A 12,586-nucleotide genomic window follows, 5' to 3' on the forward strand; every position below is an offset into this window, starting at 1 on the left:
TCATGAAAGAACTTTCAATGGATGAGCGCGAAGTTGACCGTGTGCCGGACGATGCCTGGCACGCGGCGATGGGCATGTTTGCGGACGTGCACTACGAGCAGACCGCGATCTACGGATCCGGACAACGAGGCGAACGATCGAGCCACATTCTTCTGCGTCGCGATGGCATTCCCTTCGGAGGCGCGCGCGTCGGACTTTACCTCGTACCTTGGATCGGCCGTGGAATGGCGCTCGTCCGCTTCGCGCCGTTTTGGCGACCCGTCGGCGGATCACACGATCCTGGACCCTACAAGAAGGTAATCGGGGCGCTGCTGGACGAATATTGTCGGCGCCGAAAGCTTTACCTCGTCATTCGGCCGCGACCGCATCCGGACTTCTATCCAGCCGAGGCCCAGGCGCTCGGCGAGATGGGGCTCGAAGGTTCTGCGTCGTCGATGCTTGACCGCTATTTCGTCGATGCGACGCTTGACGAGGCCGAGCAGCAGAAAAGCCTGGACCAGCGATGGCGCTACAATCTCCGCAAGGGGCTCGCGCACAATCTCGACGTCCGTATCGGCGACGCTGCCCCTGATATCAAAACGTTCCAGGATATCTATGCGGAGATGGTCCGGCGCAAGAACCTAAACTATCCGGGCGTCGATCTGCCCGCCACCATTCCGGAACTGGTGCGACTGCCGGAACGCATGAAAATGCGGATCGCTCTGGCTTACCATGAAGGAAAGCCGATCGGCGGCCTGGCGTTCAGCGTCGTCGGCGATCTTGCCTACTACGTCTTCGGTGCAACCAGTGACGAGGCGACCGAATTGAACCCCGGTTACGTGCTGCAGTGGCACGTCATCCGCTGGTTACGGGAAAACGCCCAGGTGCGTTGGTACGAACTCGGCGGACCCGGCGACCCGGGCATACGACAATTCAAAAAAGGACTGGCGGGCAAACGAGGCGTTCTGCTCGCCGTGCGAGAATTTCACTACTGCCCCGATGTGATCGCACGCGTCGTCGTCGGAGGGCTGTTTGCCCTTCGCGATGCGCGCAACAGAATCCAACGTTGGCAGCGTGAAAGAGCGCCTTCCATTGGAAGGCAGAGCAACTGAAGAGGAACGAATATGAGATCCAACAAAATCGTAGCAGGTGCCCTCGCGGTGTCACTCGCGTTGTCGTCGGCCGCCGCCCTCGCACAGGCGGCGATGGCCAACGGGGAGGTCAAGAAGATCGATGAGGCCGCAGGGAAGATCACCTTGAAGCACGGCCCGATCAAGAACCTCGACATGGACGAGGACGGCATGACCATGGTGTTCCGCGTCCAGGATCCGGCGATGCTCAAGCAGGTCAAGGTCGGCGATAAGGTCCAGTTCGAAGCCGAACGGGCAACGGCCGGCATCACCATTACCAAGCTGCAGAAGGGCAAGTAGGGAGTGGTGGTCCGGCGCGGCGGTCCGAAGACTGCCGCGTCGAGTCGACCCATTAATCCAACAGTTCAAGCGTCAAAAGGAAAACTCGAATGTCGAATACTTCAGCGGCGGCCTTCACACTAATTGCAGCAATCCTATGCAGTGGCGTCGTCTATGCCCATCCGCAGATCCAATCGGCGGAGCCCGGGGCGGGTGTGGCGACGACTGCACCCAAGCAGATCAGGATCATGTTCAATGAAACCGTCATCCCGCAATTCTCCGGCGTCGAACTAAAGGATCAAGCCGGAAAGACAGTCGCAACCGGAAAATCACAAACTGACCCGGCCAACAAGAAACTGTTGGTGGTGCCGGTGAAGGAGCAGTTAGTCCCGGGCGACTATAAGGTCGAGTGGCACGCCGTGTCGGACGACACCCATCGCGTCAAGGGCACCTACTCCTTCAGCGTGACCCGCTGATGGTTGAGGACGGACTCATCCTCGCGCGGTTTCTGCATTATGCGGCGACGACGACGCTCGCCGGTCTGTCGTTTTTCCCGCTCTACGCATATGCGGGGGGCGAACCGGAGGCGTTCGGCTGCTGGCGACGGAGACTGCTTCTGTGGACCGCCGTTGCTGCGTTACTGAGCGGTCTCTTCTGGTTCGCGCTCGCGACCGCAAATATGAGCGGCAGTCTTGACGACCTGGCCGATGCGGAGGTGGTCTGGGCGGTAGCCCACGATACCAGCTTCGGTATCGTCTGGACGATACGCATGTTCCTCGCCGTGGTCATCATCGGCGTAGCGGCGTGGGGTCTCCGTTCGAGGAGTTCCAGCAGTCGGAATTTTATGATGCCGTTTCTCGCGGCGGCGCTTTTGGTATCGTTGGCAGGTACGGGCCACACCCAGATCGAGGAGGGATGGGCAGGCGTTCTTCATGTGACGTCCGACGCCGCGCATCTTCTCGCCGCGAGCGCATGGCTGGGAGGACTCATTCCGCTCGCAGTCATACTGCACCGTTACATCGGGACGAACCTGAACGAGGGAGCGAAGGACGTGGATCGGATTTTGCTGCGGTTTTCCGGCATGGGGTATGTTGCGGTAGCCACATTGATCGGATCGGGCCTCGTCAACAGCTGGTTTCTGGTTGGATCGATTCCTGGCTTGCTGAAAACGCTGTATGGCCAGGTTCTTCTCGCGAAACTGGCTTTATTTGGCGGCATGCTTCTACTCGCCGTCGCGAACCGGTTCTGGCTTGTTCCATCGATGAGCAAAATTCGGCCGGATGCCACTGACGGATCGGCCGCTTGGTCCGCACGGTTGCGCAGCCATGTGCTCGGCGAGCAGTTCTTGGGGTGGGCAGTTCTCTTTGCCGTGAGCATCCTCGGCACGATGCAACCGTCCGTCGGGCATTGATCAAGGAAGACTTCACTTGAAGACGATAAAGGTGACCGGTTTGGAAAGGATTATCGAGAGGACCCATGCCGCAGGCGGCATATCGCGACGAAGCGCGCTTGGAATTGTTGCGGCGGCATTGATGACCCCGATCGTTTCCGCGGCTGCACAGATTTCGGTCATTCAGGTTCACAAGGATCCGAATTGTGGTTGCTGTTCGGGTTGGGTTCGCCATCTCGCAGCCGCTGGGTTTGTCGTCACGGTTCAGGAAGAGGCTAACCTTCAACATGTCCGGAAACGTCTCGGTGTCCCGGCCGACCTGGCTGCGTGCCATACCGCCGAAACGGGTGGATACGTCATCGAGGGGCATGTTCCGGCTGCCGCGATCCGGCGCCTGCTGAAAGAAAGCCCCGTGGCGACGGGCGTAGCGGTTCCGGGAATGCCTGCGGGGTCGCCCGGCATGGAGGGCGGAGCGCCTGCGCGGTACGCCGTTGTTCTCTTCGGACCGGATGGTCGGCGTACTTACATGGAATTCGAGGGAGTGCGCTCCGTCGGCTGAAGTAATTCGGTTTCGGTTAACCAACGCCCTAAGCTTCACTATGGGCGGTCCATCGAGTGTCGAACATGTGAAGGAGTTTTTGCTTTGCAGGTTCCCTCCGCCATGGCAGGGTAGCCTATGAATCTTCGCCGCCTCATCGCTCAACTGCTTGCGGTTCTTGTGATCGCCGGGCTCATCGCTGCGCCGCTGGTGACGCCAGCGGCTGCAATGGGCCTATCGGGCTCCGGGATGGGAGGCACGGCGTCGATGTCGGGTGACATGCCATGTTGTCCCGACCATCAGAAGAGCAACGACTGCCACGATTGTCCGATCGTGGCGATGTGCATATCGACATTCGTGCAGGCCGCGCCTGCCATATCAGCTGCGATATTGATCCGGCAGCCGATACGCGTGATGCTTTTCGCGCTCGACGATACCATTTCCGACGGACTTGACCGTCCACCTCCCGATCATCCGCCTCGAACCTTGGTCTGATAGGCGTTCCGACGCCGTATGCAACTGCGTGGTCGCAAAACCACGCAGTTAGATGATGCATGCCGCCTTGCGGCAGACCATGGATAATCGAGGATTCCACATGAAGACGTTTCGCTATTCGCGCACCATTAAGGCGGCGCTGATCGGCATTGCCATGACCGGTTCGGTCACCATTGCGCACGCCGATATCAAGAACTACGAATTCCAACTCGTCGACCAAACCGTGCAGGCGGGGCCCGACAAGACCATCACGGTCCGGCTCATCAATAAGGCCACTGGGAAGTCTGTTCCGGACGCCGTGATCTTCGCGACCCGTCTCGACATGACGCCCGACGGCATGCAGGAGATGGTGACCAAGATCGCTCCGATACCAGGAGCCGAGCCCGGCACTTATAAATTCAAGGCCAACGTCCCCATGGCGGGCCGTTGGCAGTTGTCCCTGGGTGCCAAGGTGCAGGGCGAGACCGGCACCGTCGAGAACAAGCTCGTCATCACGGCGCAGAAATGAGCCGCGCCGTTTTCGTCACCGCCACCGTCGCCGCGTTAATCGCGGCGGCGGGAGGCGGGTTCATCGTCGGCCGCGCGCAGCATTCGACCGTGCCGATGATCAGCACGGTTACGGCAGCGTCGGCGAAGCCGGGCGGTCCGCCGATTTATTTTCAGGATCCGGACAACAAACCGTTCTACTCGCTGACGCCGAGGAAAACATCCGACGGTCGCGACTATCACGCCGTACCCGCAGGCTCCGATGTCAGCTTCGAGGATGCCCCCGCACCAGTCGCGGCGACGGCCCCGGTAGAGCGCAAGATCAAATACTACCGCAACCCAATGGGCCTGCCGGACACGTCGCCGACGCCGAAGAAGGACCCGATGGGGATGGATTACATCCCTGTGTATGAGGGCGAAGACTCCGATGACGGCTCGGTCAAGCTGTCGCCGGGAAAGATCCAGCGTACCGGTGTGCAATCCGAGCCCGCGGCGCTCCGCGTCATTCACACGCTTATTCGTGCGCCGGGCACCATCCAACTCGACGAACGTCGTGCATCGATCGTGTCGTTTCGGTTCGAAGGCTTCATCGAGTCGGTCGAGAACGTCACCACTGGCGAACATGTGCACAAGGGGCAGCCGCTGATGCGGGTTTACAGCCCGAGTCTATCGAGCGCCGCCGCCGAGTATCTGTCCGCCCTGAATGGTTCATTGAGCGCACAGGCCCTGAAGGGCGCGCGGCGGCGGCTGGAGAATCTGGGTATGCCGGGAAAAGCCATTGCCGACATTGAACGTACGCGCGAAATCTCACTTTCTGTTGCATGGCCCGCACCGCAGGATGGCGACATCCTGGAACGCACGGCGGTGAACGGCATGCGGGCGGCGCCGGGCGATGTGCTGTTTCGTATTGTAGATCATCGCGTTGTGTGGGTTCTGGTCGATATTGCCGAGCGCGATCTGGCGGGGATTGCCATCGGGCAAAAGGTCGACGTGCGTCCGCGCGCCTTCTCCGGTCGTAGTTTCAGCGGAAAAGTGGCGCTGATCTATCCGCATCTGAATGCACAGACGCGCACCGCGCGCGTCCGCATTGAGTTGGAGAATCCCGATGGTTTGTTGCGGCCCGATATGTACGTGGATGCGGCAATCGATACTGGCAATCCACAGCCGGTGCTGGCCATTCCGGAAAGTGCGGTTCTTGATACGGGCACCCGGCAGTCGGTACTCGTCGACAAAGGACAAGGGCGATTTGAGCCGCACGAGGTCAAGCTGGGCCACCGCGGAGGCGGCTACGTCGAAGTCCGGGAAGGCCTCACGGATGGCGAGCCCGTCGTTACATCGGCCAACTTCCTGATCGATGCGGAGAGCAATCTGAAGGCCGCGTTGAAGGGCTTCTCGGAAGCGGGAACCCAGCCATGATCGCTCGTTTGATCGCCTGGTCGGCGCGCAATTTGTTACTTGTGTTGTTCGGCGCCGGGTTTGCCGCCGCGGCCGGGATTTATGCTCTTGTCCATCTGCCGCTGGACGCGATCCCCGACCTCTCCGACACCCAGGTCATCGTCTACACCGAATATCCAGGTCAGGCGCCGCAAGTGATCGAGGACCAAGTCACCTATCCGTTGACGACGGCGATGTTGACCGTTCCTCGCTCGAAGGTTGTGCGCGGATTCTCGTTCTTTGGAGTCTCGTTCGTCTACGTGATTTTCGAGGACGGCACGGACATCTACTGGGCGCGTTCGCGGGTCCTTGAATTCCTCAATAGTGCTGCGTCGCGGTTGCCTTCCGGCGTCACCCCAACGATCGGCCCGGACGCCACAGGTGTAGGTTGGGTCTACCAATACGCGGTGATGTCGAAGGAGTTGAACCTTTCAGACACGCGTACGATTCAAGACTGGAACCTGAAGTTCGCGCTGGCCAAGGCCGAAGGCGTTGCCGAGGTCGCCAGTGTCGGCGGTTTCGTCAAGCAATACAACGTCATCCTCGATCCACAACGCATGCGTGACCTCGGCATCACCATGCAGAAAATGCGCGATGCAATTCGCGCCAGCAACGCCGATGTCGGCGGGCGCACCGTCGAGCTTTCCGAATTCGAATACGTCATCCGCGGCAAGGGCTATCTGAAGAACATCAACGATCTCGGCAATGTCGTGCTCAAGACCAATAATGGCACGCCTGTTCTGCTCAAGGATGTTGCGCGCGTTGAACTCGGTCCGGACGAACGCCGCGGCATCGCCGAACTGAACGGCGAGGGTGAGGTCGCCGGTGGCATCGTGCTGCAGCGGTTCGGGCTCAATGCGCTCGACGTGATCGAGAATGTGAAAAAGCGCTTCAAGGAGATCGCTAGCAGTCTGCCTAAATCGGTCGAGATCGTCCCGGTCTACGATCGTTCGAACCTGATCAACGCCGCCATCGCGACGCTCAAGCACACACTACTGGAGGAAAGCGGGATCGTAGCTTTGGTCTGCATCATATTCCTGCTGCACGTTCGCAGTGCCTTGGTGGCGATCCTGATGCTGCCAGTCGGCGTACTGATGGCATTCGGCGCGATGAAACTATTGGGGATCGGCTCGAACATCATGAGCCTCGGCGGCATCGCGATCGCCATCGGCGCCATGGTCGATGCCGCGATCGTCATGATCGAAAACGCCCACAAGCATCTGGAACGGGCCGAACCGGGGCGTTCCCGCGTCGATATCCTGATCGACGCGGCGTCGGAGGTCGGGCCTGCGTTGTTCTTCAGCCTTCTGATCATCACCGTCTCATTCATGCCGATTTTCACGCTGGAATCGCAGGAAGGGCGGTTGTTCAGTCCGCTGGCCTTCACCAAGACGTTTGCGATGGCCGCGGCAGCCCTGCTGTCCGTCACCTTGGTGCCTGCCTTGATGGTAATTTGCGTCAGAGGTCGGATCGTTCCGGAACACAAAAACCCAATCAACAAGTTTCTGCTCTGGATCTATCGACCCGTGATCAAGGGCGTGCTGCGCGCCAAGACGCTGGTGATCCTGCTGGCTCTGGTCGTACTTGCGGTGACGATCTGGCCTGCGCGTCAGCTCGGCACCGAATTCATGCCAAACCTGAACGAGGGCACGCTGCTCTACATGCCGACGACGCTGCCGGGAATTTCCATCACCAAGGCAGCCGAGTTGCTGCAAACCCAGGACAGGATCATCCGATCGTTTCCCGAGGTCGCCTCGGTGTTCGGAAAGGCTGGGCGTGCCGCCACCGCGACCGATCCGGCGCCTTCGGAAATGTTCGAGACCATCATCAACCTTAAGCCGAAGCAGCAATGGCGCCACGGGGTGACGGTCGACAGTTTGATTGCCGAGATGGACACGGCATTGCAGTTTCCAGGGGTCTCCAACGCCTGGACCATGCCGATCAAGGCGCGCATCGACATGCTGTCGACCGGGATCCGGACGCCGGTCGGCGTCAAGGTGATCGGCACCGATCTTGTCGAGATCGACAAACTCGCCAAGCAGGTGGAGCAAGTCCTGAAAGCAGTGCCCGGAACGTCGTCGGCTTATGCCGAACGCGGCATCGGCGGCTATTATCTCGACATCACGCCGGATCGTGCGGCGCTCGCCCGTTACGGCATCATGGTTCAGGACGTGCAGGACGTCATCGCGACGGCGCTGGGTGGGCAGACCGTAACGACGACGGTGGAGGGGCGCCAGCGTTTCACCGTCAACATGCGCTATCCACGCGATCTGCGGGACAATCCGCAGGCGATCGCCAATGATGTCCTGGTGCCAATGCCGGGCGGCGGTGCCGTGCCGCTCGCCGAAGTCGCCAAGGTCGCATTAGCACGGGGACCTACGTCGATCCGGACCGAGAACGGCCAGTTGGCCAGCTACGTCTATGTCGACATCCGGGACCGTGATCTCGGCGGTTACGTCGCCGACGCGCAGAAAGCGGTGCAGGCCAGCATTCAATTTCCACCGGGATATTATGTCGTTTGGAGCGGGCAGTACGAATATCTCGAGCGGGCCACCGCGCGTCTGAAGATTGTGGTGCCGGTGACGCTGCTGATCATCTTCCTGCTGCTGTACCTCAACTTCCGCTCCATCACGGAGACCTTGATCGTCATGCTGTCGCTACCATTCTCTCTGGTCGGCGGCCTCTGGCTGATGTGGTGGCTTGGCTTCAATCTGTCGGTCGCCGTTGTCGTCGGCTTCATTGCCCTGGCTGGCGTCGCCGCCGAGACTGGCGTTGTCATGTTGATTTATCTCGATCACGCCTTGGCGGGGATCAAGGCGCGACGCGATGCCGAGGGGAATGCACTGACGCGTAGCGACCTCTACGATGCGATTATGGAAGGCGCGGTGGAGCGGGTGCGGCCGAAGATGATGACCGTCGTCGCCATCATCGCCGGTCTGCTGCCGATCATGTGGAGCACCGGGACCGGCTCCGAAATCATGCAACGCATCGCGGTACCGATGATCGGCGGCATGATCTCGTCGACGCTGCTAACGCTGATTGTAATTCCCGCGATCTACGGATTGGTGAAGGAATTCCGGTTGTCGAATGACGATGGCAGCGGCAATCGATCTACCACGCTGGCGGCTCTGGCGGCGAGGGCGACACAGCGCATTCCGGAACCAGCCGAATGAGGTGAACCATGATGAACGGAATGATGATGCCCGGAATGATGTGGGGCATGGCGCTGGTGTGGCTGTTGGTGGTCGTCGTGCTGGTCCTGACGGCGGCGGGGCTCATTAAATATCTGCGGTCCGGAAAGGGAGACCGACAATGAGCAAATTCGGGATTGCGGTACTGTTCGCCATCGCATCGCTGTCGCCGGCTCTTGCCGAGCAGGGGGACGCGGCGCGCGGTCAGCGGGACTTTAGAGCCTGTGCGTCATGTCATTCGCTTGAGCCCGGCCGCAATATGACGGGGCCAAGTCTCGCTGATTTGTGGGGACGGAAGGCGGGATCGCTTCCGAGTTTCGATCGCTATTCCGATGCGCTCAAAGCGTCTGGAATCATCTGGGATGACCGCGCGCTCAACCAATGGCTGACCGATCCGCAAGGTATGGTGCCGGACAACCAGATGCCGTTCGAGGGTATCAAGGACGCAGGCGCTCGCGCCGACCTGCTGGCGTTCCTCAGGGAGGCGACCAAGCCGGGGGCCGCACCCGAGCGAACCGCTGAGGCCCAGATGAAGGGGATGGGCAGCATGAAGGGGAAGGGCAGCATGAAGGCTATGGGGGGAATGATGGGCGGCGGCCACGACCCCAATCTGAAAAGCCTGGAGCCCGCCAGCCAGGTCAAAACGATTACCTATTGTCGCGACACCTATCGCGTCACTACCGCCGACGGCAAGACGCGCGCGTTCTGGGAACGCAACCTCCGCTTCATGACGGACACAAGCAAGGATGGACCGGAGAAAAATGCGCCCGCGATTATGCCTGCGGGAATGATGGGTGATCGTGCCGCGATAATCTTTGCCGAACCGGGAGAGATCGGCAGGTTCATCGAGCCGCATTGCTAGGTGGTGAGATCGGTCCGTCCCTGGTCGGTTTCCCCGTCGATGCCGGATTTATTATCCGCGAGGCGCCATCGTTTGTAACCGAACCAGATTGACCAGCGAATTGACAGAGAAGACGTCAAGCATGACGAGCCACGAGACCGAACTGAAGGCACTTATGCTTGCCAGCCTGGATGGCGACGCGGCCTCGCACCGCACGCTGCTTGATCAATTGAGCCGTCATCTACGGGCGTTCTACAAACGGCATTTGGCCCGCATCGGGCGGGGTCCCGAGGAGGCGGAGGATCTGGTGCAGGAAGCCCTGCTGGCAATCCATCTCAAGCGCCATACGTTCGACGTCGAGACGTTGCTGACCCCGTGGGTACATGCGATCGCGCGCTACAAGCTGATCGACTATCTCAGGCGCAATCGCGCATCGCAGGCGAATTTGCCGATCGGGGACCACAATGAACTCGCGGCGGCCGACGATCAAATCGCCGTCGAGAGCACGCACGACATTGGGCAATTGCTGAACCGTCTGCCAACGAAGGTCCGTCATGCGATCGAGAGCGTGAAGCTCGAGGGTCGAAGCGTTGCAGAAACAGCCGTCCGGTACGATATGACGGAATCGGGCGTTAAGGTCAGCATCCATCGCGGCATCAAGGCTTTGGCGAAACTGATCGGCAGGGAGACCAGGGCATGAAGACGGAAGAACTGGTAAGCGTGCTCAGCAACAACACCGAGCCCGTCGACCGCCGACTCGTCGGGCGGACTGTTAATATCGCCTTGGCCACCGGTGTTGCCGTGGCCGTCGGTCTCACGATCGCCGGGCTCGGAATCCGTCCGGACCTGGACACGGCGCGCGCGTTGACTTTCGTTTTCGTCAAACTCGGTTTCACCGTCGCGGTTGTCGCGGTGGCGACGCTCTATTTGACGCGGCTGGCGCGACCCGGCGGCGAACGGCGAATCTCGCCTATGGTGGCGGCATCGCCCTTTGTGATCATCATGCTTCTCGCAACGGTGAATCTAGCGATGGCGCCCCGCTCGCACTGGGACCAGATGATCGTGGGAGACGAATGGCTGGAATGCCTGCTGTCGGTGCCGATCATCGCGATCCTCCCGTTCGCCGCGGTGATTTGGGCGATGCGCCAGGCGGCTCCTACCGATCTCGTTCGCGCGGGTGCCTTTGCCGGACTGATCTCGGGCAGCATAAGCGCGATGGCCTACGCATTCCATTGCACCGAAGATTCGTTGCCGTTCGTTGCGGTTTGGTACGGCGGCACGATTGTGCTCTGCACCTTGGCGGGGGCGATGCTTGGGCCGCGTTTGTTGCGCTGGTAGCGGGGTCGATCGAGAACGTTCACGTCGGCGTGAGCGTGTAACCGGCCCCTCGAATGCTCCGAACTCCTATTGGGAGGCGTACATCGCGCGCGTCTTCCAAAGAAATGGAGCCGGATCATGTTTAGGAAACCGATCATCACGATGTCGCTGGTGTTGCCACTCGCAATGGCCTCCGCGGTGGCCTACGCGGGCTCGACTATCACCGACAAGAGCTACTGGCCGAACGAGGCGAGGCGGACCGCTGTCCATGCTGACGCCCGATACGACCAGAACGGCGCGTTCACAACCGGCAGAACGGCACCGCGTTTCCGGATTGCGCCGAAAGCACATGAGGATGGACACGTTTGGCGCTACCACGGTGGTCCGAAATCACAGTGATGTGCAGGGATACAAGGATGAGGATCGCCACATTCCCGCGCCTTCGCATAACATAGATTATGGAACATAAGTATTTGATTTAACAGGACAATCTGTAACGATGCCACAGTATCATCCTGTGAGGTGGTCCGCAAGATCGAACGCGGCAACAGCCGCTGGCGGCCATGAGGCATGAGCCAGGGAAAAACTTCCCATTGAGCCGTTGATCCTTGGCGTCGCACGGCCTTATTGATATCAAGTAATCAGGACGAATCAAAAAGGGCCGCCGTGGCACGTCAAAAAGGCAGACCGAAAGTGGAAACGGAACCTGTCATGGTCAGGCTTCCGCTTCCGTTGCTCGCAATCCTCGATGAGTTTCGACGCAAGCAGGCCGGCATCCCGACAAGGCCCGCAGCCATTCGCTTACTGTTGAAAGATCAACTCGTCAGCCTGGGGTACGTCGAGGCCGAGAAATGACTCAGTCGCCGCCAGGTGCGAAAATCTACCATATCGTCAATGTCGACAGACTTCCGTCGATCATCGCTCATAACAGGTTGCTGTGCGATTCTGAGATCATAAAGCTTGCGCTTCCCGGCACGACCATCGGCATGGGATCGATCAAGGAGCGCAGATTGCGCCTTCCCGTCGATTGCTACGCCAATGCGTTTGTGGGCAATTTCGTGCCCTTCTACTTCTGTCCCCGCTCGGTGATGCTCTATGTGATCCATTGCGCCAACAGTCCCGAACTTGCGTACAAGGGTGGGCAGGGGCCGATCGTCCACTTAGAAGCAGACCTTCACAAGGTCATCGAATGGGCAGATGGAAACAATCACAGCTGGGCATTCAGCGGATCAAATGCGGGCGCGGCCTACGCGCAGTTTTGGAAAGTTGCCGCCCAACTCGATCAGCTGAACTGGGAACATATCGCTGCCACGCAATGGGCGCAGGCTGATATCAAGGAGGCCAAGCAAGCCGAGTTCCTGATGTATAATCATTTCCCATGGCATCTGGTTGAACGCATCGGCGTTCATTCGAAGGCTGTGTTCAATGTAGCGGTAAATGCCTTAGCACAAGCTGCGCACAAGCCGACCGTACAGATCCTACCACACTGGTATTACTGAGGAGGAC

16 protein-coding genes are annotated in these 12,586 nt (G+C 59.8%); all 16 read left to right on the forward strand.

Annotated elements, in window-relative coordinates; all coding sequences use genetic code 11:
- The first annotated feature begins 2 nt into the window (after window positions 1-2).
- Window positions 3-1,091 carry a lipid II:glycine glycyltransferase FemX gene (locus F8237_RS34570; protein ID WP_167527526.1) on the forward strand — a complete coding sequence of 363 codons (1,089 nt, stop codon included), beginning with the start codon at window positions 3-5 and terminating at the stop codon, window positions 1,089-1,091.
- Window positions 1,092-1,103: 12 nt separating this feature from the next.
- Complete coding sequence (locus F8237_RS34575) at window positions 1,104-1,409, forward strand: copper-binding protein (protein WP_151650784.1); 306 nt, start codon at window positions 1,104-1,106, stop codon at window positions 1,407-1,409.
- Between the two features lie 89 nt (window positions 1,410-1,498).
- Window positions 1,499-1,864 (forward strand): copper homeostasis periplasmic binding protein CopC, encoded by a 366-nt coding sequence (copC, locus tag F8237_RS34580; RefSeq protein ID WP_151650785.1) that lies wholly within the window; start codon window positions 1,499-1,501, stop codon window positions 1,862-1,864.
- Window positions 1,864-2,799: a copper homeostasis membrane protein CopD gene (copD, locus tag F8237_RS34585; RefSeq protein ID WP_151650786.1), complete on the forward strand. Its 936-nt coding sequence runs from the start codon at window positions 1,864-1,866 to the stop codon at window positions 2,797-2,799. Before copC ends, copD begins: the two co-directional genes overlap by 1 nt.
- A gap of 121 nt (window positions 2,800-2,920) precedes the next feature.
- A complete protein-coding gene (locus F8237_RS34590; RefSeq protein ID WP_151650833.1) occupies window positions 2,921-3,337 on the forward strand; it encodes a DUF411 domain-containing protein in 417 nt (138 codons plus the stop codon).
- Window positions 3,338-3,454: 117 nt separating this feature from the next.
- Complete coding sequence (locus tag F8237_RS34595) at window positions 3,455-3,811, forward strand: hypothetical protein (RefSeq protein ID WP_151650787.1); 357 nt, start codon at window positions 3,455-3,457, stop codon at window positions 3,809-3,811.
- Between the two features lie 100 nt (window positions 3,812-3,911).
- Window positions 3,912-4,319 (forward strand): FixH family protein, encoded by a 408-nt coding sequence (locus tag F8237_RS34600; protein WP_151650788.1) that lies wholly within the window; start codon window positions 3,912-3,914, stop codon window positions 4,317-4,319.
- On the forward strand, window positions 4,316-5,713 hold the full coding sequence (locus tag F8237_RS34605) for an efflux RND transporter periplasmic adaptor subunit (RefSeq protein WP_151650789.1): 1,398 nt from the start codon (window positions 4,316-4,318) through the stop codon (window positions 5,711-5,713). The genes F8237_RS34600 and F8237_RS34605 overlap by 4 nt, the downstream gene beginning before the upstream one ends.
- A complete protein-coding gene (locus F8237_RS34610) occupies window positions 5,710-8,904 on the forward strand; it encodes an efflux RND transporter permease subunit (RefSeq protein ID WP_151650790.1) in 3,195 nt (1,064 codons plus the stop codon). Before F8237_RS34605 ends, F8237_RS34610 begins: the two co-directional genes overlap by 4 nt.
- A gap of 8 nt (window positions 8,905-8,912) precedes the next feature.
- Window positions 8,913-9,047 carry a hypothetical protein gene (locus F8237_RS37310; protein ID WP_256372046.1) on the forward strand — a complete coding sequence of 45 codons (135 nt, stop codon included), beginning with the start codon at window positions 8,913-8,915 and terminating at the stop codon, window positions 9,045-9,047.
- Entirely contained in the window at window positions 9,044-9,784 is a 741-nt protein-coding gene (locus tag F8237_RS34615; protein ID WP_100554886.1) for a c-type cytochrome, read from the forward strand. Before F8237_RS37310 ends, F8237_RS34615 begins: the two co-directional genes overlap by 4 nt.
- Window positions 9,785-9,905: 121 nt before the next feature.
- On the forward strand, window positions 9,906-10,463 hold the full coding sequence (locus tag F8237_RS34620; protein WP_100554885.1) for a sigma-70 family RNA polymerase sigma factor: 558 nt from the start codon (window positions 9,906-9,908) through the stop codon (window positions 10,461-10,463).
- Entirely contained in the window at window positions 10,460-11,101 is a 642-nt protein-coding gene (locus tag F8237_RS34625) for a DUF1109 domain-containing protein (RefSeq protein ID WP_100554884.1), read from the forward strand. Before F8237_RS34620 ends, F8237_RS34625 begins: the two co-directional genes overlap by 4 nt.
- Before the next feature lie 117 nt (window positions 11,102-11,218).
- A complete protein-coding gene (locus F8237_RS34630; protein WP_100554883.1) occupies window positions 11,219-11,479 on the forward strand; it encodes a hypothetical protein in 261 nt (86 codons plus the stop codon).
- A gap of 312 nt (window positions 11,480-11,791) precedes the next feature.
- The gene (locus F8237_RS36595; RefSeq protein ID WP_167527527.1) at window positions 11,792-11,935 is read left to right on the forward strand and encodes a hypothetical protein; all 144 of its coding nucleotides are present in this window, start codon (window positions 11,792-11,794) and stop codon (window positions 11,933-11,935) included.
- Entirely contained in the window at window positions 11,932-12,579 is a 648-nt protein-coding gene (gene darT / locus F8237_RS34635) for a type II toxin-antitoxin system toxin DNA ADP-ribosyl transferase DarT (RefSeq protein ID WP_151650791.1), read from the forward strand. Before F8237_RS36595 ends, darT begins: the two co-directional genes overlap by 4 nt.
- The last annotated feature ends 7 nt before the right edge of the window (window positions 12,580-12,586 follow it).

The organism is Bradyrhizobium betae (assembly GCF_008932115.1).
Lineage (GTDB): Bacteria > Pseudomonadota > Alphaproteobacteria > Rhizobiales > Xanthobacteraceae > Bradyrhizobium > Bradyrhizobium betae.